Source organism: Pseudomonas sp. MYb13 (genome assembly GCF_002980075.1).
In the GTDB taxonomy this organism is placed as follows: Bacteria; Pseudomonadota; Gammaproteobacteria; order Pseudomonadales; family Pseudomonadaceae; genus Aquipseudomonas; species Aquipseudomonas lurida.
In genome coordinates, this window is record NZ_PCQI01000006.1 from 148,048 (window position 1) to 173,645 (window position 25,598).

Annotated in this window: 14 protein-coding genes; 5 read left to right on the plus strand and 9 right to left on the minus strand. The window is 61.9% G+C overall.

Going from position 1 to position 25,598, the window contains the following annotated elements:
* The first annotated feature begins 1 nt into the window (after nucleotide 1).
* Nucleotides 2–2,512: a phosphoenolpyruvate--protein phosphotransferase gene (gene ptsP, locus CQ002_RS13725; RefSeq protein ID WP_105162804.1), complete on the plus strand. Its 2,511-nt coding sequence runs from the start codon at nucleotides 2–4 to the stop codon at nucleotides 2,510–2,512.
* A gap of 25 nt (nucleotides 2,513–2,537) precedes the next feature.
* Nucleotides 2,538–4,244 carry an N-acetylglucosamine-specific PTS transporter subunit IIBC gene (gene nagE / locus CQ002_RS13730; protein WP_105162805.1) on the plus strand — a complete coding sequence of 569 codons (1,707 nt, stop codon included), beginning with the start codon at nucleotides 2,538–2,540 and terminating at the stop codon, nucleotides 4,242–4,244.
* A gap of 168 nt (nucleotides 4,245–4,412) precedes the next feature.
* Here nagE and CQ002_RS13735 read toward each other — a convergent pair whose 3' ends face one another.
* Nucleotides 4,413–4,724, minus strand: a complete 312-nt coding sequence (locus CQ002_RS13735) for an NGG1p interacting factor NIF3 (protein ID WP_098467328.1) — start codon at nucleotides 4,722–4,724, stop codon at nucleotides 4,413–4,415.
* A gap of 4 nt (nucleotides 4,725–4,728) precedes the next feature.
* Nucleotides 4,729–8,625, minus strand: a complete 3,897-nt coding sequence (purL, locus tag CQ002_RS13740; RefSeq protein WP_105162806.1) for a phosphoribosylformylglycinamidine synthase — start codon at nucleotides 8,623–8,625, stop codon at nucleotides 4,729–4,731.
* Between the two features lie 287 nt (nucleotides 8,626–8,912).
* Between purL and mltF the strand changes: the two genes are divergently transcribed.
* Nucleotides 8,913–10,373: a membrane-bound lytic murein transglycosylase MltF gene (gene mltF / locus CQ002_RS13745; RefSeq protein WP_034109236.1), complete on the plus strand. Its 1,461-nt coding sequence runs from the start codon at nucleotides 8,913–8,915 to the stop codon at nucleotides 10,371–10,373.
* Between the two features lie 125 nt (nucleotides 10,374–10,498).
* On the opposite strand, the gene CQ002_RS13750 is transcribed toward mltF, so the two are convergent.
* The 5 genes from CQ002_RS13750 to treP all read right to left on the minus strand — a co-directional run bounded on the left by CQ002_RS13750 (nucleotide 10,499) and on the right by treP (nucleotide 17,975).
* Entirely contained in the window at nucleotides 10,499–10,777 is a 279-nt protein-coding gene (locus tag CQ002_RS13750) for a PTS transporter subunit EIIB (RefSeq protein ID WP_069078226.1), read from the minus strand.
* Between the two features lie 2 nt (nucleotides 10,778–10,779).
* Nucleotides 10,780–13,296 carry a phosphoenolpyruvate--protein phosphotransferase gene (ptsP, locus tag CQ002_RS13755; RefSeq protein ID WP_105162807.1) on the minus strand — a complete coding sequence of 839 codons (2,517 nt, stop codon included), beginning with the start codon at nucleotides 13,294–13,296 and terminating at the stop codon, nucleotides 10,780–10,782.
* A 180-nt stretch (nucleotides 13,297–13,476) separates the two neighbouring features.
* On the minus strand, nucleotides 13,477–14,697 hold the full coding sequence (locus CQ002_RS13760; RefSeq protein ID WP_034109239.1) for a carbohydrate porin: 1,221 nt from the start codon (nucleotides 14,695–14,697) through the stop codon (nucleotides 13,477–13,479).
* A gap of 70 nt (nucleotides 14,698–14,767) precedes the next feature.
* Entirely contained in the window at nucleotides 14,768–16,414 is a 1,647-nt protein-coding gene (gene treC, locus CQ002_RS13765; protein ID WP_105162808.1) for an alpha,alpha-phosphotrehalase, read from the minus strand.
* A gap of 118 nt (nucleotides 16,415–16,532) precedes the next feature.
* Complete coding sequence (gene treP / locus CQ002_RS13770; RefSeq protein WP_034109241.1) at nucleotides 16,533–17,975, minus strand: PTS system trehalose-specific EIIBC component; 1,443 nt, start codon at nucleotides 17,973–17,975, stop codon at nucleotides 16,533–16,535.
* 238 nt (nucleotides 17,976–18,213) lie between these two features.
* Here treP and treR point away from each other — a divergent pair, with 238 nt between their 5' ends.
* Together treR and CQ002_RS13780 are read left to right on the plus strand one after the other, a co-directional pair.
* A complete protein-coding gene (treR, locus tag CQ002_RS13775) occupies nucleotides 18,214–18,918 on the plus strand; it encodes a trehalose operon repressor (RefSeq protein WP_034109242.1) in 705 nt (234 codons plus the stop codon).
* 84 nt (nucleotides 18,919–19,002) lie between these two features.
* Entirely contained in the window at nucleotides 19,003–22,293 is a 3,291-nt protein-coding gene (locus CQ002_RS13780) for a membrane-targeted effector domain-containing toxin (protein WP_105162809.1), read from the plus strand.
* A 94-nt stretch (nucleotides 22,294–22,387) separates the two neighbouring features.
* Here the strand turns inward: CQ002_RS13780 and guaA are convergent, their stop codons facing one another.
* On the minus strand, nucleotides 22,388–23,965 hold the full coding sequence (gene guaA / locus CQ002_RS13785) for a glutamine-hydrolyzing GMP synthase (RefSeq protein ID WP_034109243.1): 1,578 nt from the start codon (nucleotides 23,963–23,965) through the stop codon (nucleotides 22,388–22,390).
* 81 nt (nucleotides 23,966–24,046) lie between these two features.
* On the minus strand, nucleotides 24,047–25,516 hold the full coding sequence (guaB, locus tag CQ002_RS13790) for an IMP dehydrogenase (RefSeq protein WP_034109244.1): 1,470 nt from the start codon (nucleotides 25,514–25,516) through the stop codon (nucleotides 24,047–24,049).
* Nucleotides 25,517–25,598: the final 82 nt, after the last annotated feature.

Below are 25,598 nucleotides of genomic sequence, written 5' to 3' on the forward strand. Positions count from 1 at the left end.
CATGTCCAACAACAATAATGATCTGACCCTCAGCGCCCCTCTCACCGGGCCGGTGCTGACCCTGGGCAATGTTCCCGACGACGTGTTCGCCAGCGGCGCCATGGGCGACGGCATTGCCATCGATCCGCTCAATGACTGCCTGCATGCACCATGTGACGGGGTAATCATCCACGTCGCGCGCACCGGGCATGCGCTGACGATCCGCGCCGACAACGGTGCCGAGGTGTTGATGCATGTGGGCATTGATACGGTGGAACTCAACGGTGAAGGGTTCGCCTTGCTGGTCAAGAACGGGGCACGGGTGAGCCAGGGCCAGGCGCTGGTGCAGTTTGATCTGGACCGCATTGCGCGCCAGTGCAAGAGCCTGGTGAGCCTGATCATCCTGACCAATGGCGAGCGCTTCCAATTGCGTGCGCTTGCAGGGCAAGCGGTGAAGGTAGGGCAGCCGTTGTTGCAGATCGTGGCACGTTCGGCGGCGTCGGTTGAAGCGCCGGTGGATAACTCGGCGGGTGAAGCCAGCGCCCACGTGCGCATCACCCATCGCGGCGGCTTGCATGCGCGTCCGGCCGCGTTGATTCGCAAGACCACCCAGGGTTTCAGCAGCCAGGCGCAGCTGCACTTCGGTGATAAATCAGCCTCGTGCGACAGCCTGATTGGCTTGATGGGCCTGGGCATTGGTGAAGGTGACGAAGTGCGCGTGAGCTGCCGTGGCAAAGATGCCGAGGCGGCGTTGCAGGCATTGGTCGCCGCCTTGTCAGCCGCCATCAAGGAAGCACACCACGCACCGGCCGTTGTCGCGCAGCGCCCGGTGAATACCGAAGTCGGTGTGTTGCAAGGCGTGTGCGCCGCGCCGGGCCTGGTCTGCGGGCCGCTGTTGCGCTTGACCGGTATCGAACTGCCGGACGACACCGGCAACCATGTCGCCGACGAGCAACTGCAACGCCTGGACGTAGCCCTGGAGCAAGTGCGCAGCGAAATCCGCAGCACCCTCGAGCACGCCCGCCAACGCAAGAACGTCGAGGAAGAGGACATCTTCGCCGCCCACCTCGCGCTACTGGACGACCCAGCCCTGCTGGACGCCGCCACGGGCGCCATCGAACACGGCAGCGCCGCGACCCACGCCTGGCGCGATGCAATCCAGGCGCAATGCGCGGTGCTGCAAGCGTTGGGCAAACCGTTGTTTGCCGAACGCGCCAATGACCTGCGCGACCTGCAACAACGGGTGTTGCGTGCACTGCTGGGCGAGGCCTGGCATTTCGAATTACCGGCCGGGGCGATTGTCAGCGCCCATGAACTGACGCCGTCTGACTTGCTGCAACTGAGCGCACAACAGACCGCTGGCATTTGCATGGCCGAAGGCGGCGCGACGTCTCATGTGGCGATCCTGGCGCGCGGCAAAGGTTTACCCTGTGTGGTGGCGTTGGGTCCCGAGGTACTTGACGTGCCCCACGGCCAACGCGTGGTACTCGACGCCGCCAATGGCCGCCTGGAACTGGCCCCCAGCGACGCGCGCCATGCCGAAGTGCACCAGATTCGCGACGCGCAGAAACTGCGGCGCCAGCAGCAACAGGCCCAGGCCCAGCAACCGGCGCACACAACCGACGGTGTGAGTATCGAGGTGGCCGCGAATGTCGCCTCCAGCGCCGAAGCCCAGGTGGCGTTTGAAAACGGCGCCGATGGCGTCGGCCTGCTGCGCACCGAGTTTCTCTTCGTCGACCGCCGCACCGCCCCGGATGAGCAGGAACAGCGCCACGCCTATCAAGCCGTGCTGGATGCCATGGGCGACAAGTCGGTGATCATCCGCACCATCGACGTGGGCGGCGACAAGCAACTGGACTACCTGCCCCTGCCGGTCGAAGCCAACCCGGTGCTGGGCCTGCGCGGTATTCGCATGGCGCAGGTACGCCCGGACCTGCTTGACCAGCAGTTGCGCGCCCTGCTGCAAGTCTGCCCACTGGAACGCTGCCGCATCCTGCTGCCAATGGTCAGCGAGGTCGATGAATTGCTGCAGATCCGCCAGCGCCTGGATGAGTTGTGCGTGGCGCTGGAACTGACCCAGCGCCCCGAGCTGGGCGTGATGATCGAAGTGCCTGCCGCCGCACTGATGGCCGAGCAACTGGCCAAGCATGCGGACTTCTTGTCCATCGGCACCAACGACCTGTCCCAGTACACCCTGGCCATGGACCGCGACCACGCAGGCCTTGCCGCACGGGTCGATGCCTTGCACCCGGCGCTGTTGCGGCTGATCGCCCAGACCTGCGCGGGGGCTGCGAAACACGGGCGCTGGGTTGGTGTGTGCGGCGCGCTGGCGTCCGACCCGCTGGCCACACCGGTGCTGGTCGGCCTGGGGGTCAGCGAGCTGTCCGTCAGCCCGCTGCAGATCGGAGAAATCAAGGACCGCGTCCGCCACCTGGACGCGGCGCAATGCCGGCAACTGAGCCATGGGCTGCTCGACCTGAGCAGTGCCAAGGCCGTGCGCCAAGCCTGTCAACACCACTGGCCGCTGAGCTGATAACAACAACAAAGGGAGACACGCCATGTACCAACACTTTATCGAAGGCCTGCAACGCCTGGGCCGCGCACTGATGCTGCCGATCGCGATCCTGCCGATCGCCGGCCTGCTCCTGCGCCTGGGCGACACCGACCTGCTGAACATCGCCGTGATGCACGACGCGGGGCAGGCGATCTTCGCCAACCTGGCGCTGATCTTCGCCATCGGGATTGCCGTGGGTTTCGCCCGCGACAACAACGGTACCGCGGGCCTGGCCGGCGCGATTGGTTACCTGGTGATGGTCTCCACACTCAAGGTGATGGACACCAGCATCAACATGGGCATGCTCGCCGGTATCGCCAGCGGCTTGATGGCGGGCGGGCTGTATAACCGCTTCAAGGACATCAAGCTGCCCGAGTACCTGGCGTTCTTTGGTGGGAGACGGTTTGTGCCGATTGTCACCGGGTTTTCAGCGGTCGCGCTGGGCGTGATCTTCGGCCTGATCTGGCCGCCGATCCAGCATGGCATCAACAGCTTCGGTGTGTTGCTGATGGAAAGCGGCAGCATTGGTGCCTTCGTGTTCGGCGTGTTCAACCGCTTGCTGATCGTCACCGGCCTGCACCACATCCTCAACAACATGGCCTGGTTCGTGTTCGGCACCTTCACCGACCCCGCTACCGGCGCGGTCGTGACGGGCGACCTCACCCGCTACTTTGCAGGCGACCCGAAAGGCGGCCAGTTCATGACCGGCATGTTCCCGGTCATGCTGTTTGGCTTGCCCGCAGCGTGCCTGGCCATGTACCGCAACGCGCTGCCAGAGCGCCGCAAAGTGATGGGCGGGATTTTCCTGTCGATGGCGCTGACCTCGTTCCTGACCGGGGTGACCGAGCCGATCGAATTCGCCTTCATGTTCCTCGCACCGTTCCTTTACCTGATCCACGCCGTGCTGACTGGCCTGTCGATGGCTGTCACTGACATGCTGAATATCCACCTGGGCTTTACGTTCTCCGGTGGGTTTATCGACATGGTGCTGGGCTGGGGCAAGTCCACCAATGGCTGGCTGGTGTTCCCGGTGGGCTTTGCGTATGCGCTGATCTACTACAGCGTTTTCAACTACTGCATTCGCCGCTTCAACCTGAAAACGCCGGGGCGTGAAGATATCCAGGTCGTACAAGCTGAAGCGATGAGCGATAACCAGCGGGCCAGCGCCTACATCCGTGCGCTGGGAGGGGCGGCGAATCTGTTGAGTGTCGGCGCGTGCACGACTCGCTTACGCCTGGACATGGTTGACCGCAACAAGGCAGTGGATGCCGAGCTCAAAGCACTGGGCGCCATGGCTGTGGTTCGACCGGGCAATGGCGGGAGCTTGCAGGTGGTGGTAGGGCCGATGGCCGACAGCATTGCCGATGAGATTCGGCTGGCCATGCCGACGTTTGTTGCCAGCATGCCAGTGAAGGCTGTGCCTGGGGATAAGCCGGTTGCAGTGAATATGCAGGAGGCCGAGAAATGGCTGGATGCCTTGGGTGGCCGAGGGAATGTGCGCCAGTTGGATGCGGTGGCGATGACCCGGTTGCGGGTGGAATTGGGGGACGATTCAGCGCTGTCCGAAGCAGGGCTGACCGCGCTGGGTTGCCAAGGTGTGAGCCAGTTGGACAGTGGTGTCTGGCACCTGTTGATCGGTGACAAGGCGTCGGGGTTGAGTGAGGCGCTGGAGCGATTGGTCAGCGGGCGTGAGGTGGGTGTCAGGGTGTAGATTATCACTGACCGGACCAACCTGATCGCAGGCAAGCCAGCGCCCACATTTGCATGTATTCGCAAAGCAAAATGTGGGAGCGGGCTTGCCCGCGATTGGCCTTACACGCAACAAAAAACCCGCTGGCCAAACGGGCCCAGCGGGTTTCTTGTTGATGCAGCGTGCGAATCAAAAATCCGCCAACTGCCACACTTCATAAGCCGGTGTTTCATACGGGTGGCTTAGTTTGAGCGCCGCCACGACAGCCACGATCAACTCATCCGCCACCACCAGCTCAACCTTCCATTCTTCAACCACTTCAACCTGGCCGACCTGCCCGATAAACGGCTGGCTGCCGTCTAATGCGCGGAATTGGCCCTGGCCCAGCACTTGCCAGGCGCAGCTGTCGTAGCTGCCGATGCGCCCGCCGCCAGCGGCGAAGACGGCGGTTTTCACTGTCTCCACATGGCTGTCGGGCACGAAGAAGCTGAGCTTGTACACGGCCTTAGTTCACCCACACGCGGGCGTTGCGGAACATGCGCATCCAGGCGCCGTCTTCGTTCCACTCTTCCGGACGCCACGAGTTCTGCACGGCGCGGAATACACGCTCCGGGTGCGGCATCATGATGGTCACGCGACCGTCGCGGCTGGTAAGGCCGGTGATCCCGCGTGGCGAGCCGTTCGGGTTAGCCGGGTAGGTCTCGGTGACCTTGCCGTGGTTGTCGACGAAACGCATGGCCACGCAACCGGACAGGTCGGCTTCGAGCAAGGCTTCTTCGCTTTCGAACTCGGCATGGCCTTCACCGTGGGCAATGGCGATTGGCATGCGCGAACCGGCCATGCCTTGCAGGAAGATCGAGTTGGACTCCTGCACCTGCACCATGGCGACACGGGCTTCGAACTGCTCGGAACGGTTACGCACAAAGTGCGGCCAGAACTCGCTGCCCGGGATCAGTTCGTGCAGGTTGGACATCATCTGGCAACCGTTGCACACACCCAGGGTGAAGCTGTCGTTACGCTCGAAGAAGCCCTGGAACGCGTCGCGGGCACGGCTGTTGAACAAGGCCGACTTGGCCCAGCCTTCACCGGCACCCAGTACGTCGCCGTAGGAGAAACCGCCGCAGGCGACCAAGCCTTTGAACTCGTTGAGGTCAACGCGACCGGCGAGGATGTCGCTCATGTGCACGTCGATCGCATTGAAGCCAGCACGGTCGAACGCGGCCGCCATTTCCACCTGGCCGTTGACGCCCTGCTCACGCAGTACCGCAACCTGTGGGCGGATGCCTTTCTTGATGTAAGGCGCGGCGATGTCCTGGTTGACGTCGAAGCTGAGCTTGGTGCTCAGGCCCGGGTTGTCTTCTTCCAGGATCGCGTCGAATTCCTGCTCGGCGCAGTCGGCGTTATCACGCAGGCGTTGGATCTGGTAGCTGGTCTCGGCCCACTGGCGTTGCAGCAAGCGGCGCTGGCCAGCAAACACCGTGTCGCCGTTGAACGAGATGTTGATCTCGCCATTGTTGATCGGCTGGCCGATCACGGCCACGCAGTCATCCAGGCCAGCGGCGCTGAATTGCGCGAGCACGTCCGGGGTAGCGTCCTGGCGAACCTGGATCACCGCACCCAACTCTTCGTTGAACAGGATGCCGTTGATTTCGGACGCATCCTCGGCAACGCTGTCGAGCACGATGTTCAGGCCACAGTGACCGGCGAAAGCCATCTCGACAACGCTGGTCAGCAAACCACCGTCGGAACGGTCGTGGTAAGCCAACAGGTGGCCGTCGGCGTTCAGGCCCTGGATCACGGCGAAGAAGGCTTTCAGGTCTTCGGCGTCATCGACGTCCGGTGCCTGCTTGCCGAGCTTGCCATGGGTCTGCGCGAGGATCGAGGCGCCCATGCGGTTCTGGCCACGGCCCAGGTCGATCAGGACCAGGTCAGTGGTGCCCTTGTCCATGCGCAGTTGTGGGGTCAGGGTCTGGCGGATATCGGTGACCGGGGCGAAACCGGTCACGATCAGCGACAGCGGCGAAGTGACGCTCTTGTCGGTGCCGTCTTCGTTCCAGCGGGTGGCCATGGACATGGAGTCCTTGCCCACCGGAATGGTGATACCCAGTTCAGGGCACAGTTCCATGCCGACCGCTTTGACGGTGTCGTACAGGCGTGCGTCTTCACCCGGGTGACCGGCTGCCGACATCCAGTTGGCCGACAGCTTGATGTCGGACAGTTTGCCAATGCGCGACGCGGCGATGTTGGTGAGGGTTTCACCAATGGCCATGCGGCCCGACGCCGGAGCGTCCAGCAGGGCCAGCGGCGTGCGCTCGCCCATGGCCATCGCTTCACCGGTGTAGACATCGAAGCTGGTGGCGGTGACGGCAACGTCAGCCACCGGGACCTGCCACGGGCCGACCATTTGGTCACGTGCAACCAGGCCGGTGATGGTGCGGTCGCCGATGGTGATCAGGAAGCTTTTGCTTGCCACGGCCGGGTGGTGCAGCACGCGCTCGATGCTATCGGCCAGTTCCAGCGTGCTTGGGTCGAAGTCATCGCCCAGCTCGGCTTCACGGACCGCCGAGCGGTGCATGCGTGGGGCTTTGCCCAGCAGCACTTCGAGTGGCATGTCCACCGGGCTGTTGCCGAAGTAGCTGTCGGTGACGGTCAGTTGTGGTTCGGCAGTGGCTTCGCCGACCACGGCAAACGGGCAGCGCTCACGTTCGCAGATGGCCTGGAAGCGCGCGAAGTCTTGCGCGCCAACCGCCAGTACGTAACGCTCCTGGGATTCGTTGCTCCAGATTTCGTGCGGGGCCATGCCCGGCTCGTCATTTGGAATGTTGCGCAGTTCGAAACGGCCACCACGGTCGCCATCGTTGACCAGTTCCGGGAAGGCGTTGGACAAGCCGCCCGCGCCGACGTCGTGGATGAAGCTGATCGGGTTCTTGTCACCCAACTGCCAGCAACGGTCGATGACTTCCTGGCAGCGGCGTTCCATCTCTGGGTTTTCGCGCTGTACGGAAGCGAAGTCCAAGTCGGCCGAGCTGGTGCCGGTGGCCATGGAGGAAGCCGCGCCGCCGCCCAGGCCGATCAACATCGCCGGGCCGCCGAGGACGATCAGCTTGGAGCCGACCAGGATCTCGCCTTTCTTGACGTGTTCTTCACGGATGTTGCCCATGCCGCCAGCCAGCATGATCGGCTTGTGATAGCCGCGCACTTCATCACCACGCGGGGTGGTGATGGACTGTTCGAACGTGCGGAAGTAACCGGTCAGCGCCGGACGCCCGAATTCGTTGTTGAACGCGGCGCCGCCCAATGGGCCTTCGATCATGATGTCCAGCGCGGTAACGATGCGCTCAGGCTTGCCGTACGGCACTTCCCACGGCTGTTCGAAGCCCGGGATCTGCAGGTTGGACACGGTAAAACCGGTGAGGCCCGCCTTGGGCTTGGCGCCACGGCCGGTTGCGCCTTCGTCACGGATTTCACCGCCGGAACCCGTGGCTGCACCCGGGAACGGGGCAATCGCGGTCGGGTGGTTGTGGGTTTCAACCTTCATCAGGATGTGCACCGGTTCCTGCACCGCGCCGTACTGGCGGGTCTCGGGGTCCGGGAAGAAACGGCCGGCGACGGAGCCGACGATGACCGAGGCGTTGTCCTTATAAGCAGAAAGAACGCCTTCGCTGTGCATCACGTAGGTGTTCTTGATCATGCCGAACAGGCTTTTTTCCTGGCTTTCGCCGTCGATGTCCCAACTGGCGTTGAAGATCTTGTGACGGCAATGCTCGGAGTTGGCCTGGGCGAACATCATCAGCTCGATGTCGTGCGGGTTGCGCTTCAAGCCGTTGAAGGCGTTGACCAGGTAGTCGATCTCGTCTTCGGCCAGGGCCAGGCCCAGTTCGGTATTGGCCTTCTCGAGGGCGGCGCGGCCACCGCCAAGCACGTCAATCGCGGTCAGCGGCTTGGGCTCGGCGTGGCTGAACAGGCCGGCAGCCTGTTCCAGCTGGCTGACGATGATCTGGGTCATGCGGTCGTGCAGGCTGCTGGCGATCAGCTCGGCTTCGGCATCGCTGAACTGGCCGGCGACGTAGAAAGCGATACCCCGCTCCAGGCGCTGGATCTTGTCCAGGCCACAGTTGCGGGCGATATCGCTGGCCTTGCTCGACCAGGGCGAGATGGTGCCGAACCGCGGCAGAACCAGGAACAAGCGGCCGCTAGGCTCTTGAACCGGAACGCTTGGGCCGTACTTCAGAAGGCGTGCCAGCACTTGCTGTTCGTCGGCGGTCAACACGCCGGTAACGTCGGCGAAGTGAGCAAATTCAGCGTACAGGCCTGTAACAGCTGGAACCTTCTGGCTCAGTTGCTCAAGGAGTTTGCTGTGGCGAAAGGCAGAAAGGGCAGGAGCGCCGCGCAGGATCAACATCTTCGGGACAGCCTCGGGAAGGGGGTGTGCTTTGAGGCCGTGCATTCTAGCGTAAACCGCCGCCAACGGCACCCGAAACGCTACCGGTGGCTGCTGCCAGACGTCAGTTGGCCGGATTAGCCCCCTTTCGAGGGGCCCTACAGGGTATTCGGCGCAGTTATTTTAACCGTCACAATCCCTCGGCAAGCCGCGTTTCTGCGGGCTACAGCACAGTTTTGCCGGTACTAGCAGACAACTCCCACGCTGTCGAGATATGGCGCCGTGGGCCGTTTGCGTATACTGCGCAGATGTTCTCCCCAACTGCTTTGCGCCCGCGATGCGCCAAATGGCTCATCGCCACCGGACTCTTCCTGATGCTCAGCGCCTGTGTTGATAAACCCAGCACGCTCGAGCGAATCAAGGAGGATGGCGTATTGCGGGTGGTTACTCGGAACAGCCCGGCCACTTATTTCCAGGACCGCAACGGTGAAACCGGTTTCGAATACGAGCTGGTCAAGCGCTTCGCCGACGACCTGGGCGTGAAGCTGGAAATCGAGACCGCCGACAACCTCGACGACCTGTTCGGCCAGTTGGGCAAGCCGAACGGCCCGGTCATCGCAGCGGCCGGCCTGGTCAGCAGCGAACAGCGCCAGCAGCAAGTCCGTTTCTCCCACCCTTATCTTGAAGTTACCCCGCAGGTCATCTACCGCAACGGCCAGTCGCGCCCGACCAATGCGGCGGACCTGGTGGGCAAGAAGATCATGGTGCTCAAGGGCAGCACCCATGCCGAACAACTGGCGGCGCTTAAAAAGCAGAATCCTGCGATTGAATACGAAGAGTCCGACGCTGTTGAGGTAGTCGACCTGTTACGTATGGTGGACGAGGGACAAATCGACCTGACCCTCGTGGACTCCAACGAAGTCGCGATGAACCAGGTGTACTTCCCCAACGTGCGCGTCGCGTTCGACCTGGGCAACGCCAGCAACCAGAGCTGGGCCGTGGCAGCGGGTGAAGACAACAGCCTGCTCAACGAGATCAACAGCTACCTGGATAAAGTCGAAAAGAACGGCACCTTGCAGCGCCTCAAAGACCGCTACTACGGGCACGTCGACGTGCTCGGCTATGTGGGCGCCTACACCTTCGCCCAGCATTTGCAGCAGCGCTTGCCCAAGTACGAGAAACATTTCCGGGCCTATGCCAAGGAAGAAAAGGTCGATTGGCGCCTATTGGCGGCCATCGGCTATCAGGAATCGCTGTGGCAGCCGGCCGTCACCTCCAAGACGGGTGTGCGCGGCCTGATGATGCTCACCCAGAACACCGCCCAGGCCATGGGCGTGTCCAATCGACTGGACCCCAAGCAAAGCATCATGGGCGGCGCCAAGTACCTGGCCAAGATCAAGGATGAACTGGACGACAGCATCGCCGAGCCGGACCGCACCTGGTTCGCCCTCGCCGCCTATAACGTCGGCACCGGACACCTGGAGGACGCACGCACACTGGCCAAGCGCGAAGGGCTGAACCCGAACAAGTGGCTGGACGTGAAGAAGATGCTGCCGCGCCTGTCGCAGAAGCAGTGGTACAGCAAGACCCGCTATGGGTATGCGCGCGGTGGTGAACCGGTGCACTTCGTAGCGAACATCCGGCGGTACTACGACATCCTCACCTGGGTGACCCAGCCGCAGCTGGAGGGCAACCAGGTGGTCGAAGGCAACTTGCATGTGCCAGGCGTGGACAAGACCAAGCCGCCGGAAGATAACCCACAGTTGTAAGAACACTGCAGGGCGCATGTGGGAACGGGCTTGCTCGCGAAAGCAGTGGGTCAGTCGACACATCTGGTGACTGACCCTCCCCCTTCGCGGGCAAGCCCGCTCCCCCATGTTTATCTGCGCTTGGCTTAAAGACCGCTCAGCAGGTGCACCACCCCGCCCGCCAACACCATCACGCCCGCCACGCCTGCTGCCTTTAGCGCAGGCTCATCCAACCGCCCCGTATCCTGCAACTGCACCCGCACCCGCGTCAGCGCCACACGCTGCTGCGACTTGAGGTTATCCGCGCCGCCCAGCGCGCTGAGTACTTCGGCCGACAGCAGACCTTGCGGCGGTGTTGCTACGGTCTCGGCAATCAAATCCGGCGTGAGGGCTTTCCAGAACGCCCGCTGCAATTTCTCGAACATGCTCAAAGCTCCACGACAGGTGAGGTTTCAACGGTGGCCGCCTGATATTGGCGCAGGGCGTCACGCACGAGGGCGGCTTCATCCAGGTCCAAGACCTGGCGAGCGATGATCTGGCAGTCGGCCAGGTCCAGCTCGCGTACGGTGGCCTTGATGGTGGGGATCAACGGCACGCTGACCGACAACTCATCCACCCCCATACCAATCAGCACCGGCACGGCCAGCGCTTCGGAGGCCAACGCGCCGCACACGCCTACCCACTTGCCATGGGCATGCGCGGCCTTGACCGTGGTGGCGATCAGGCGCAGCACGGCAGGGTGGAAGCTGTCGGCCTGGCTGGCCAGGCGCGGGTGGTCGCGGTCCATGGCCAGGGTGTATTGGGTCAGGTCATTAGTGCCGATGGAGAAAAAGTCCACGTGGGGCGCGAACACATCCGCCATCAGCGCCGCCGACGGTACTTCAATCATGATGCCCAGCTTTGGCAACTCGGTGAGCCCCAGCGCCAGCGCTTCTTCTTCAAGGAGCTTGCGCGCCAGGTGCAACTCCGAGAGCAGGCTGACCATCGGCAACATGATGTGCAGCCGCGCAAGACCGGCGCTGGCGAGGATCGCGCGAAACTGTTCGCGCAGCAGCTGCGGACGCTCCAGGCACAGGCGGATGCCGCGCAAGCCGAGGAACGGGTTGGTCTCGGCGTCCATGGGTACATAGGCCAGCGGCTTGTCACCACCGACATCCAGTGTGCGCACCACCAGGTTGCGCTCGGTGCCCAGGGCACGGGCGATCGAGGCGTAGGTGCCGGCTTGCTCCTCGGGGCTCGGCGCGCGGCTGCGGTCCAGGTAGAGGAACTCCGAACGCAACAGGCCGACGCCTTCGCCGCCCAGGGTCAGGGCATGCTCCACTTCCTGCAACGAGGCGACGTTGGCGGTGACCTCGACGTGATGTCCGTCGCGGGTAATGGCTGGCAAAGACGCCTGCGCCACGTCGCGCTGATGGCGCAGCACCTGCTGCTTGCGCGCTGCCTCCAAGTGTTCGATCTCGGCCAGGTTCGGCTCCAGGTGCAGCTCGCCTTTGTCGGCGTCGAGCAGCACTTGTTTGCCGTTGGCCAGCGTCAGCACCTGGGGTGAAACACCGCAAATTGCCGGCAGGCCAAGGGCGCGGGCGAGGATCGCGACGTGGCTGGTTGCGCCGCCGCCGACGGTGACAAACCCCAGCACTTTGCGGGTATCCAGGCTGGCGGTTTGCGAAGGGGTCAGTTGCTCGGCGATCAGGATAGCGCGCTCGGGCAACTCCCAGGCGCTGTCGCGAATCCCCAGGATCAGCTTCAGTACGCGCTGGCCGACATCCGCCAGGTCGGCCGCACGCTCGGCCAGCAAGGCATTGCCTGAACCCTGGAACTGCTTGGCCGTTGCGACCGTGGCGCTGTTCCAGGCAAAGGCAGCGCTCTTGCCGCTGGCCAGGAGGCTGTGGGCCTGTTCAAGCAAGGTCGGGTCTTCAAGCAGTTCCTGATGAGCACGGAAAATCTCCGCCTGGGCACTGCCGGCAGCGTCGTCCTGCAGCGCTTGCAACGCTTCGGTTGCAGCCAGGAGGCCGCGCGCCAGGGCGGCACGTTCGGTCGCTGCCCCGGCGCCGTGTTCAGGAATAGCCAGCGCAGGCTCGATCACTTGAACGACGTGACCAAACGCCGAACCCGGTGAGGCGCACACGCCTTTTAGCAATGTCGCCGACAACACCGTCGCGACCGGCTCGGCAACACTCGCCACCGCTTCACCACAGCCTTGCGCCAACAAGGCAACCAGTGCCTGGATCGCCACCTCGGCATCCTGCCCCGCCGCGCTCACTTGCAAGGTGTCGCCCTGCACGGTCTGCAACGCCATGATCGCCACCAGCGACTTCGCGTTGGCGCTCTGGGTTTGCTTGTGCAGGTAGATGCTGCCCTTGAAGCCCTTCGCCGCCTGGGCAAACACCGCCGCTGGGCGGGCGTGCAGGCCGTTGGGGTTGGGCAAGGTCAGTGGCTTGGAGAACAGTGCATCGCCCTCCTCCTCGTCCACCGCGTCCACGGTTTCACTTGGGGATAACTGCAAGAGTGGCTGGCCGGCCTCCACAAGACCGCTCGTCAACACGCTAAACGGTTCGCCACTGACCACCAGCATCAAGGTCAGCAGACTGCGCGCATGAAGCGCCACGTAGTCGGCATCGAACTCGATCAGCGCTTGCCCGGCCTCCACCCGTTGGCCTTCCTGTACCAACCGGGTGAAGCCTTGGCCCGCCAGGTTCACGGTGTCCAGGCCGATGTGCAGCAGCACCTGGACGCCGTTGTCGTCAGTCACGCTGACGGCATGCCCGCTGTCCTGGATATTGCTGATCACCCCGGCCAGCGGTGCACACAAGGTCTGCGAGGTCGGGTCGATGCACAGGCCGTCGCCGATCACGCGGCTGGAAAATACCGGGTCGGGCACCTTGTCCAGTGGCAGCAGCACACCCGACAAGGGGGCCAGCAATTCCAGGGGTTTAGATGGGGTCATGACTTCACCTGCTGTTTTGTTCTGTAAAAATCATTGGGTGATGCAACCCCAAGATGACGACGATCCAAGGTGGGAGCGGGCTTGCCTGCGATAGCATCGCCTCAGCTTTACTGAAAGACCGAGTCGCCCGCATCGCGAGCAAGCCAGCGCCCACACAAAGCGCATTCACATGAGTTCGCGCTATTTCCACCAGTATTCGACTTGCACGCCAACGTTCGACCCATGTCGCGCCGTGCCATAGGAGCCGGTATCGGACAATGCCGAACCCGCCGCCAATTCATTCGCCGCACGTTTGGCCGCTTCGTTCCAGGTTGCATAGGTGTAGTACAAGCGTACTTCCGGTCGCGCCCAGAAATCCGGTCCCTTGGGTGACCAGGTCGGGGCGAAGGTAAATTTGCTCAGCTTGCGTGTACCGCCGGTGGCGTCGACCTGGTCATGGCCAAGCTCGGTGACCAGTTTGAACTGCTCGCTGATCGCGTACGCCGGACGCACACCGATGGACATCCAGGTCTGGTCCTGGCTGCCGGGGCGAATGTCTTTCTGGTACACCGCCTCGACCTGCCCACCAAAACGCGGGGTCACCTGCCAGTCGAAAAATTCCACGGCGCGGTAACTTTTGCTGCTGTTATCCAGCAACGTATTGCCGGTGTACCCGAGGCCAGTGCCGGGGCCTTCGCCGTACTGCAGGGCGAACTTGTTCTTGCCGCCCAGGAAAGGTTTTTGCACGTGCTGCGCGGTGATCGCCCAGCCACTGTTGGTGTCGCGCCCGCCGGCTTTTTCGATGTAGCTCAGGCCCAGTTCCAGCTCGCCGCCTGGGTTGGTCTTGAAGCCTGCGACGTTGAAGTCGTGACGGGTGGCGTACTCCTTCTGGTACAGGTTGTCCTTGCGGGAAATCGCGTAGCTGTACTTGAGGTCGCCGATCAGCACGTCCTCGATACCACCGCCCGTGGCGCTCTGGTTCCAGTAGTAGAAATCGGAGATGTGGATGTCGTTACGCTTGTAGTAACGCCGACCGGCCCACACCGAACCGCCATTGAGGGCGGGCAGATTGGACCATTGCGCGTACAGTTGCGGCATGCGCGCGGTGCCGTTGTTTTCGCCCTGGAACTTCAACTCGCGGTCGTACTTGTTATAGAGCGACGCCATCGCATCGACGCTGAGTACCGAGCCATCGTCCAGCGTCAGCAGGTCCTGGCGCAACTCCAGTTCGGCGTACTGTTCGCATTCGTTACCCAGGCGGTATTTGGTTTGCGCCCCCGGCAGCTGGAAACATTGCTGGGGGCCGCTGCCCGTTGAAGTGCCTGCGCCGCTGCGCAAGTAACCGGCAAATTCCAAGGCTTGGGCGCCAAACGGCAAACCCAGGCAAGACGCAACGAGGCCCAGCCTTATTGTTGTTTTCATAAAGCACTCCGATATTTTTATTATGTTTTTTCAAAGCGCCCCGTGCTCCCACACGGGGTTAGAGCGGGTCTCAGTCCTTGAGGTGCAGCACGAACGATTCATAAGGACGCAACACCAGCGTGCCCGTACGCATCGGGCAATCGGGGTAGTTGCTGATCAGCAGGCGTTGTTCGCTGGCCGGGTTGATCACGCCGTCCGGCAGCTGGACGTCGCAGGGCGTGCCGTAGAAGTTATTCAGCACCAGCAGGCGTTCCCCGTGGCCCTCGCGCAGGTACGCCCAGACCTGCAGATGGTCTTGCAGCAGTGGGCGATAAACGCCCTCCAGGATCAGCGGTTCGTGACGACGCAAGGCAATCAGCGCCCGGTAGTGATGCAGCACCGAATCCGGATCCTCCAGCTGGTTCTCGACGTTGATCTGCGCCGCATTGGCCGGGATGCCGATCCACGGCTCGCCCGTGCTGAAACCCGCGTTGGCCTGGGTATTCCACTGCATCGGCGTACGCCCGTTGTCGCGGGACTTCTGCATGATCGCCGCCATGCTCGACGCCTCGGACTCACCCGCATCGCGCTTGAGACGGAAGATGTTCAGGGTCTCCACATCGCGGTACTGCGAGATAGCGTCGAAGCCCGGATTGGTCATGCCCAGCTCTTCGCCCTGGTACACATACGGCGTGCCCTGGAGGAAGTGCAGCGCGGTCGCCAGCATCTTGGCCGAAACCACGCGGTGCTCACCGTCATTGCCGAAACGCGAGACCACCCGTGGCTGGTCGTGGTTACACCAGAACAGCGCGTTCCAGCCGCCACCGGCCTGCATGCCCATTTGCCAGTCGGAGAAGATCTGCTTGAGTTGCAGGAAGTCGAAGTCGGCCTTCACCCACTTCTGCAGGTTCGGGTAATCGACTTTCAGATGATGGAAGTTGAAGGTCATCGACAGCTCTTTCGACGCCGGATTGGAGTAGCGGATGCAATGTTCGAGGCGGGTGGACGACATCTCGCCGACGTTGATCAGGTCATGCCCTTCGAAGACTTCGCGGTGCATTTCCTGCAGGTACTCGTGCACATTCGGGCCATCGGTGTAGAAGCGACGGCCGTCGCTGTTGTCCTCGGGGAAATCGGCAGGCTTTGAGATCAGGTTGATCACATCCAGGCGGAAGCCGCCCACGCCCTTGTCCCGCCAGAAGCGCATCAACTTGAACACCTCGGCGCGCACCTTGGGGTTGTCCCAATTCAGGTCGGCCTGGGTGTGGTCGAACAGGTGCAGGAAGTACTGGCCGGTCTGCGCCTCGTATTCCCAGGCCGAGCCGCCGAACTTGGATTCCCAGTTGTTCGGCTGGTCGCGCCAGATGTAGAAGTCGCGGTACGGGTTGTCGAGGCTGCTGCGCGCCTGTTGGAACCACTCGTGCTCGATGGACGTATGGTTGACCACGATGTCGAGCATCAGCTTGATGCCACGCTTGGCCGCTTCGCTGATCAGCAGGTCGCAGTCAGCCATGGTCCCGTAGCTGGGGTCGATGGCGTAGTAGTCGCTGATGTCGTAGCCATTGTCGCGTTGCGGCGAACGCAGGAACGGGGTGATCCACAGGCAGTCGACGCCCAGCCATTTGAGGTAGTCGAGTTTGTCCAGGATGCCCAGCAGGTCACCGGTGGCGTTACCCGCGTGGCTGTGGAAGCTTTTGGGGTAGATCTGGTAGATCACCGAGTGTTGCCAGTCTTGCATGGTGGGTTCCTTCAGTAGAGTGGTGTACTGGCCTTGAGGGCCTCATCGCGGGCAAACCCGGCTGCCACAGGGAAACGCATTCAAATGTGGGAGCCGGCGTGCCGGCGATAGCGCTAGATCAGGCAACGCGATACCCAGGCCGAACAATCTTCATGCTCAACGCACAGGTCAGGACAAACGGCACGACAATCGCGATGACCATCCCGATCACAAACATGGCGATCGAGTGCGGCACGATCGAAATAAACCCCGGCAAGCCCCCCACGCCGATGGCCGACGCCTGCACCTTGTTCAGCGACAGGAAAACGCTGCCCAGCGCCGAACCCACCAGGGCGGCATAGAACGGAAACTTGAAGCGCAGATTCACCCCGAACATCGCCGGTTCCGTGATGCCGAAATACGCGGAAATCGCCGAGGTCGACGCCATGCTTTTGTCCCGTGCATTGCGGGTGGTGTAGAACACCGCGAGCGCGGCACTGCCTTGGGCCAGGTTGGACATGACGATCATCGGCCAGATAAAAGTGCCGCCCTGGGTGGAGATCAGCTGCAGGTCCACGGCGAGGAACATGTGGTGCATGCCGGTGATCACCAGCGGCGCATACAGCAGGCCGAAGATCGCCCCGCCGACCATCGGTGCAAGGTCAAACAGGGTGACCACACCTTCGGTGATCAGGATGCCGAGATGACGGGTGACCGGGCCGATGATGGCCAGGGCCAGCACACCGGTAACGACGATAGTGGTGATCGGCACCACGAGCAGTTGAATCGCATTGGGCACGCGCGCGCGCAGCCACTTCTCGATGACGCTCATCACATAGGCCGCCATCAGGATCGGCAGGATCTGGCCCTGGTAGCCGACCTTTTCAATCTGGAACCAGCCGAAAATATCGAAGTACGGCAGGCTCTGGCCGTCGAGACCGGCGACCGCCTTGCCGTAGTTCCAGGCATTGAGCAGGTCCGGGTGCACCAGCATCAGGCCGAGCACGATGCCGAGGATTTCGCTGCCGCCAAAGCGCTTGGCCGCCGACCAGCCCACCAGCGCCGGCAGGAACACGAACGAGGTGTTGGCCATCAGGTTGATCAGGCTCCACAGGCCATCCAGGTTCGGATAGGCCTCAAGCAGTGTCTTGCCCTCGATGAACATGCCCTTGGCGCCCATCAGGTTGTTCACACCCATCAACAGGCCGGCAATGATCAACGCGGGCAGGATCGGCATGAACACATCGGAAAACACCCTCACCAGCCGCTGCATGGCATTGGTCTTGTCGGCGCCCTTCTTCTTCACGTCGGCGATGGTGGCGGCCGCAAGACCGGTCTGCTCGCGCAGGGCGGCGTAGACCTTTTCCACTTCGCCGGGACCGATCACTACCTGGAACAGGCCACCGGTGAAGAACGAACCCTTGACCAGGTCGACCTGGTTCAGCGCGCTGCTGTTGACCCGGCTCGGGTCCTTGAGCGCCAGGCGCAGGCGGGTCACACAGTGGGCAGCTTGCTCAAGGTTGTCGCTGCCCCCGAGGTGCTCGAGAATCTCGCGGGCGATGTTCGAATAGTCGTGGCTCATGCTTGGTTTCCACTTTGATTTTTTTATTTGGGGGCAGTCATTGGCAGCACGCCGAAGGCAAAAGTACTCGTCTGTACGAGTTAAAGCAACAACTCGTCTGTACGAGTTACATTTTGTTTATTTCCTGTAGGCCGCGGCATCGCTGTAAGCCGCATAAATCCAAGGGTCTAATGGACAAACCCCCGCTCTGCCACTAAGGTTCCTGCCTTGACCGCAACCCCGGCAAAGAGCCATCCCCATGAGCAAATACAACCAGATCTATACGGATCTGCTTGCCAGCATCACCACTGAACGCCTGCAGCGCGGCACGCGCCTTCCCTCCGAAACCGAATTGATGGACAGCTACCAGGCCAGCCGAGGCACCGTGCGTCGGGCCATCGAGCAGTTGCAGGAGCGAGGGTTTGCGCAAAAGATCCACGGCAAGGGTACCTTCGTGCTCTCGCCGAACCCGATCGAGTTCCAACTGGGCGGCATTGTCAGCTTCCACGAAACCCACGCCGACCTGGGCGATGACGTACGCACCGAAGTGGTCGAATTCACCCAGTTCCCGCTGGAAGGCTCATTGCTGCAGCACATCGAAGCCGAAGCTGGCACCCTGATCACCCGCATCAAGCGGGTACGGCGCATCGGCGGTAAACGGGTGATCCTCGACATCAACCACTTCGTGGCCGACGTGATCCCCGGCCTGGACCGCTCGATTGCCGAACAGTCGATCTACGCGTTTATTGAACAGACCTTGCAGCTGCAAATTGCCTACGCCCAACGCACCATCGAAGCCTTGCCGCGCGGCAAGGACGACCAGACCCACCTGGACCTCGAAGGCCAGAGCCATGTCATCGTGGTGAGCAACCAGACGTTTTTGCAGGATGGGCGGCAGTTCGAGTACACCGAGTCGCGGCATACGCTAGACAAGTTCTACTTCTCCGACATCGCGCGGCGCTGATGCCCGAAGACGGCCCTAGCTATGCAGCGCATCACCCGATGAACAATCGCTGAACCTTCTCGCTCCCACTCCAGGAGCGAGAACATGCCACTCACCACCATCCCCCTACCCAATGCCAGCGACCGGGACCAACTGAAGGCCACCGCTGCCACGCTTATCCGCGCCTGCCCGGAGTTGCACGCAGAGGCACGCCTGGTGGCCCGGGAAATCCTCGGTCGATACGGCCTGCCCACCACCGACCCCGAGACGGTCTACTACCACCGTTTCAACAGCGCCCAAAGCAACAGCAATACCTTTACAGGCTGGGAACACCGCAATGAACAGCCCCATGCCTCACTGACCTTGGTGCAGTTGGTGATCCACCGTTTCCTGGTGACCGATCAAGACAACGCGGACTTGCTCGACGTGAACGGCGGCTTTTACTCGGCAGGCCCCGAGCACCAGAACTTCGATCAGACCAATGAAGTACGCCTGCACGGCAACGAGGTGCTGAATGATTTGTGGCGGATCAATTTCAGTGAGCGTTACCACCGCACACTCGACGCCTTCTGGGCCGACTTCTCCGAAGATTTCAGGAGCCTGGCCAAATGTAACTTTCTCAACAAAGCCGTGCTGGCTCGGGACAAGCGGCAACTGAGCGACGCCGACTTTCACACGGTCATCAAAGCCACCTGCAGCCCACTGACCTGGCCCGTCAGCTTGGCAACGCTGCGCAGCGAGACACCCACGGACGCGGGCCTGAAAGTGTGCAAACTGAGTATCGCTGACTACGTCGCCATCGACATTCTGTGCATTGGTGACCCGGCCGGACGGCAGATCATTTATGTCCCAGGCGATGACGAGGCCTTCCACACCTGTGAAACCCCCAGGGACCTGCATTGGTGGGCCTTGATTCGCATGAATGACAAGGCCAGCCGCACGGCCCTGCTGATGCACTTCCAGCTGTCCGACCGGCAGGCCATCAATGATGAAATCACCCCGTTGATGAACCGTATGGTCGGCGCCTGGGGCAAGGCCGACTACAACCAGGTCAACCGGCGCTGTCGAGTGATCCAGGGTGACGCTTTCAGCGCCTTGCGCAACTCGACACGCGAAGCCTTGCTGGCCGAAGCCGAGATATCGCTCACCTCCAACGGCCAGATGCGCCAGCAACTCTGGCTGGGTTACCTGACTGCCGGCCTGCGTGCGTTCGGCCCCTTGAGCCTGCTTGGCTGGCCGATCGCCTTGCCGGTCATTGGTGCAAGCTTGTCCGCCATGGCCTTGAATATCGACAAGGCCGCCAACGCCAAGACGTCCGCCGAACGCAAGGACGCCGTCATTGGTGCAGTGCTTGCCGGCATCAATACGTTATTCAACCTGCCACTGCTCAAGGAAATAGGGCCATTGGCCGAGCTCGACGCAGACGCCGAAGCGGCTGAAATGGCTCACTACCGCGAAACCGCTCAACCCGCTGAGTCGCCTCCCCCCGAACACACACCCGGACAGATGCCCCAGCAACTCCGCAGCCTGCTGAGGCACAACGGTATGTTCGTTTTCGAGCAGGCAGAAGACGGCCTCGTGATCCTGCACCACACCCGCACAGGGGCGATCGTTCGTCACTCGATTGAGCGCACCGCTTCGGGCGCATTCTTCATCGACGCCCAAGCCTGGCCGCTGCTCAAGGGCGCGCGCTATAACAGCTTGGCGGCCCTCGCCCGGGCACTCGAGGAGCAAGACTTGCAACGGGTCAACGTCGGCCCGGCGCTCAGTCAGGTCAGCGAGGCCACGGGCACAAGCACTTCGGGACTTGATCAGCCGCTTACGCCCGGGCAAAACAATGGGGCGGTGCAAATACCAGTGGCCTGGCAACTCAACGAGATTCTCGAAGGTGCCACGCCCATGGCCGAAACCGGTAAATTCCGCTGCATTTATCAACTCAACAGCGACCCGCCCAACGCCATCCTGAAAAAGGATGCAGCCTATGCCGTGCGCTATGAGGATGACATCAACGGGGCAGGTAACTGGGCCATTATCGACCCCGCCAACCCGAATGCCTCTGAGGGCTCCCTGCCGGTGCGCCTGAATGCCCAAGGTGAATGGGAGCTGGCACCCAAGCTCGCACTCAAGGGCGGCATGCTACGGTCTGTGTTCAACAGAACTGCGCCGGTGCCTGCGCTGCCAGCCTCGGCCTACGACATCCCGCCGAACCTACGCCCCTTGCTCAGGGAGGCCGCACTGACCCCGGGCAACCCCGCACTGCATGAAGACTATGGCGACCTTGACCTGCTCGGATCCGGCGCGGCCAACCCCTATGACGACTTCAAGACCGTGCGCCAGCAGCTCTATCAGGATGCTGTCAACGATTACGCCAACATCGTGCTGCCCCCACGGCCTCACCTGCCCGCGCTGGCGGCCGATGCCAACGCCGAAACCATCGTCAGCACACTGCTCCAGGAAGCCAGGGGGATTGTCATTGGGGAAAACCATGCCGGCATAGGCAGCAAACAGTGGCTGATCGAGAACATGCCCCTCCTGGCTCGGCAAGGCGTGAAAACCCTGTACATGGAGCACCTGCTGACTGACTTCCATCAAACCGCCCTGCACGCCTTCGCCCGCAGCGGGGAGATGCCCGAGGCACTGGAGCAGTACCTCGCGGGTCTGGACACCGGCCACTCCACCGACCCACTCAAGCGCTATACGTTTTTGGAAGTGGTAAAAGCCGCCCGACAGAACCGCATCCAGGTGCAAGCCATTGATTGCATGGCCAGCTATCGACTGGAGGGCTTCGAGCCTGTTGCTCCGCAAGGCGTCAACGTCGTGGAAACGCTCGATGATCCTCGCGTAAAGATGATGAATTTTTACGCACGCTCAATCATCAACACTGATCAGGCAGTCAGGGGTGTGCATAAATGGGTGGCCCTCGTGGGGGAAACCCACGCGAACACGTTTGAGGGTGTACCAGGCCTCAGCGAACGGGAAGAAGCCGTTGGCGTGCGAGTCGAAGATGTTGCACAGGGCGAATCAGAGGGCATTATCGTCGATCCCGGCAGGACCGGTATCGAACTAATCCCACACCGTGCCTATAGCCTCAAAAGCGACCTGCTTCTGCAGGTAGAGACCCCGTGGGCCGGTCAGGAAAACCGTACCCTGGAGGACATACTGCCGTGCAAGGGGATGTTCACGTTGCAACGGTCCCGCGGGCCGACCCAACTGGTTCATCGCGCCAACGACAACGCCATCGTGTCTACTGCCATCAACACCGATGGCGGCCGCTACTTCATTGAACGCCCGTCCTGGCCAGCGATCAGCGGCAAGCGTTTCAAAAGCATGATCAAGCTGGTCAAGGCCGTGCAAGCCATGGGGCTGACCCTCGCCGACTGGAGCCAACCACTCTAATCTGCCGCTACAAAAAATGCCGCAAGCCTTCACAGGCTTGCGGCATCGTTCAGACCAACCCGTGAGTACTCAGTAGCGAGTGCTCAACAGGGGATCATTCCCACTCAATCGTCGCCGGCGGCTTGCTCGACACGTCATACGTAACGCGCGAAATGCCTTCGATCTCATTGATGATACGGCCGCTGACGGTTTCCAGCAGTTCGTACGGCAGGTGTGCCCAACGAGCGGTCATGAAGTCGATGGTCTCTACGGCACGCAGGGCCACGACCCATGCGTAACGACGGCCATCGCCTACGACGCCTACGGATTTCACCGGCTGGAACACCACGAATGCCTGGCTGACTTTGTGGTACCAGTCGGCCTTGCGCAGTTCTTCGATGAAGATGTGGTCGGCGCGACGCAGCAGGTCGGCGTATTCCTTCTTCACTTCACCGAGGATCCGCACGCCCAGGCCAGGGCCCGGGAACGGGTGACGGTAGACCATGTCGTACGGCAGGCCGAGTTCCAGGCCCAGACGGCGGACTTCATCCTTGAACAGTTCGCGCAGCGGCTCTACCAGCTTGAGGTTCATTTCCTCAGGCAGGCCACCCACGTTGTGGTGGGACTTGATCACGTGGGCCTTGCCGCTCTTGGCGCCGGCCGACTCGATCACGTCAGGGTAGATGGTGCCCTGGGCGAGGAACTTGATGTTGTCCAGTTTGTTGGACTGCGCATCGAAGACGTCGATGAAGGTGCGACCGATGATCTTGCGCTTCTTCTCCGGGTCGGACTCGCCGGCCAGGTTGTTGAGGAACTGGTCCTCGGCGTTGGCGCGGATCACCTTGACGCCCATGTTCTCGGCAAACATGGCCATCACTTGCTCGCCTTCGTGCAGGCGCAGCAGGCCGTTGTCGACGAAGACGCAGGTCAGTTGGTCGCCGATGGCTTTGTGCAGCAGCGCAGCAACCACGGAGGAGTCAACACCGCCGGACAGGCCGAGCAATACGTTGTCGGTGCCGACCTGGGCGCGCACCTGGGCGATGGCGTCTTCAGCGATCTTCGACGGGGTCCACAGGGCTTCACACTCGCAGATGTCGAGGATGAAGCGCGACAGGATGCGGCCGCCTTGCTTGGTGTGGGTCACTTCCGGGTGGAACTGCACGCCGTAGTAACGACGCTCGTCGCTGAACATGCCGGCGATCGGGCAGCTCGGGGTGCTGGCCAGGATGTGGAAGTCTTCCGGCATCTTGGTGACCTTGTCACCGTGGCTCATCCACACGTCGAGGCCGAACAGGCCGTCGGCGTCGATGTGGTCTTCGATGCCGTCCAGCAGGCGGCTCTTGCCGACCACGTCTACACGGGCATAACCGAATTCACGCAGCTCGGAACCTTCAACCTTGCCGCCCAGTTGCTCGGCCATGGTCTGCATGCCGTAGCAGATACCGAAGACCGGTACGCCCAGGTCGAATACGGCTTGCGGGCAGCGCGGGCTGTTGGCTTCGTGCACGGACTCTGGACCACCGGCGAGGATGACGCCTTTCGGTGCGAATTCGCGGATCGCTTCGTCGTCCATGTCGAACGGATGCAGTTCGCAGTACACGCCGATTTCACGCACGCGGCGGGCGATCAGCTGGGTGTACTGGGAACCGAAATCGAGGATCAGGATGCGGTGGGCGTGAATGTCGAGGGCCATGAAGTCAGTCTCGTCTAATGAATCAGAAACAACTCGGGGCTGAAAGAACAGCCCCGGTTACTTAACGTTTTGCTGGAAGCCTCAACCTACGCGGTAGTTTGGCGCTTCCTTGGTGATCTGCACGTCGTGGACATGGGATTCAGCCATGCCGGCGCCGGTGATCCGCACGAACTCTGGCTTGGTGCGCATTTCTTCGATGTCGGCGCTGCCGGTGTAGCCCATCGAGGAACGCAGGCCGCCCATCAGTTGATGGATGATCGCGCTCAGGGTGCCTTTGTACGGCACACGGCCTTCGATGCCTTCCGGGACGAGCTTCTCGGCGCCTGCCGAGGAGTCCTGGAAGTAACGGTCGGAAGAGCCTTGCGCCTGGGACATGGCGCCCAGCGAGCCCATGCCACGGTAAGCCTTGTAGGAGCGACCCTGGAACAGTTCGATCTCGCCTGGCGCTTCTTCGGTACCGGCGAACATCGAGCCCATCATCACGCAGGAAGCACCGGCAACGATGGCCTTGGACAAGTCACCGGAGAAACGGATGCCGCCGTCGGCGATCAACGGTACGCCCGTGCCTTCAAGGGCAGCGGCGACGTTGGCGATGGCGCTGATTTGCGGTACGCCGACACCCGCGACGATACGCGTGGTGCAGATCGAGCCTGGGCCGATACCGACCTTGACTGCGTCGGCGCCGGCTTCGGCCAGGGCCTTGGCGGCAGCGCCAGTGGCGATGTTGCCGCCGATCACTTGCACGTCAGGGAAGTTCTGCTTGACCCAACGCACGCGGTCGATCACGCCTTTGGAGTGACCGTGGGCGGTGTCGACCACCACCACATCAACACCGGCAGCGACCAGGGCCGAAACGCGGTCACCGGTGTCTTTACCGGTACCGACCGCAGCGCCAACGCGCAGACGACCTTGGTCATCCTTGCTGGCCAATGGGTAAGCCTTGGCTTTTTCGATGTCGTTGACGGTCATCATGCCCTTGAGGACAAATTTGTCGTCGACGATCAGCACGCGCTCGATGCGGTGCTTGTGCAGCAGTTCGCGCACATCGTTCTTGTCGGCGCCTTCCTTGACGGTGACCAGGCGCTCTTTAGGCGTCATCACTTCACGGACGGTGACTTCAAGACGGTTCTCGAAACGCACGTCACGGGAAGTGACGATGCCGACCAGGTCGCCATCGTGCAGTACCGGAACGCCGGAGATGTTGTGCAGGCGGGTCAGGTCGAACAGGTCACGCACGGTGGCGTCGGCTTCGATGGTGATTGGATCTTTCACCACACCGGCTTCGTAACGCTTGACCTTGCGCACTTCGGCAGCTTGCTGCTCGATGGTCATGTTCTTGTGGATGATGCCGATGCCGCCTTCCTGAGCCATAGCGATGGCCAGACGGGCTTCGGTGACGGTGTCCATGGCAGCGGAAACCAGGGGAATATTCAGCTCGATGCCACGGGTTAGGCGGGTCTTGAGACTGACTTCGTTAGGAAGCACCTCGGAATAACCGGGCACTAGGAGAATGTCGTCGAATGTCAGAGCTTCTTGGCTGATACGCAGCATCGCGGGGGCTCCCGAGCGGGAAAATGGAAGCGCGCCATTATATACATGCACCCTGTCGGGCTCAATGTAAAACTCTGACAAA

Excerpts from the sequence above, each read along its gene's own strand:
- nagE (WP_105162805.1), top strand. The coding sequence starts at position 2,538 with ATGTACCAACACTTTATCGAAGGCCTGCAACGCCTGGGCCGCGCACTG.
- guaB (WP_034109244.1), bottom strand. The coding sequence starts at position 25,516 with ATGCTGCGTATCAGCCAAGAAGCTCTGACATTCGACGACATTCTCCTA.
- CQ002_RS13760 (WP_034109239.1), bottom strand. The coding sequence starts at position 14,697 with ATGAAAACAACAATAAGGCTGGGCCTCGTTGCGTCTTGCCTGGGTTTG.
- guaA (WP_034109243.1), bottom strand. The coding sequence starts at position 23,965 with ATGGCCCTCGACATTCACGCCCACCGCATCCTGATCCTCGATTTCGGT.
- treP (WP_034109241.1), bottom strand. The coding sequence starts at position 17,975 with ATGAGCCACGACTATTCGAACATCGCCCGCGAGATTCTCGAGCACCTC.
- treC (WP_105162808.1), bottom strand. The coding sequence starts at position 16,414 with ATGCAAGACTGGCAACACTCGGTGATCTACCAGATCTACCCCAAAAGC.
- CQ002_RS13780 (WP_105162809.1), top strand. The coding sequence starts at position 19,003 with ATGCCACTCACCACCATCCCCCTACCCAATGCCAGCGACCGGGACCAA.
- treR (WP_034109242.1), top strand. The coding sequence starts at position 18,214 with ATGAGCAAATACAACCAGATCTATACGGATCTGCTTGCCAGCATCACC.
- mltF (WP_034109236.1), top strand. The coding sequence starts at position 8,913 with ATGTTCTCCCCAACTGCTTTGCGCCCGCGATGCGCCAAATGGCTCATC.
- CQ002_RS13750 (WP_069078226.1), bottom strand. The coding sequence starts at position 10,777 with ATGTTCGAGAAATTGCAGCGGGCGTTCTGGAAAGCCCTCACGCCGGAT.
- ptsP (WP_105162807.1), bottom strand. The coding sequence starts at position 13,296 with ATGACCCCATCTAAACCCCTGGAATTGCTGGCCCCCTTGTCGGGTGTG.
- ptsP (WP_105162804.1), top strand. The coding sequence starts at position 2 with ATGTCCAACAACAATAATGATCTGACCCTCAGCGCCCCTCTCACCGGG.
- purL (WP_105162806.1), bottom strand. The coding sequence starts at position 8,625 with ATGTTGATCCTGCGCGGCGCTCCTGCCCTTTCTGCCTTTCGCCACAGC.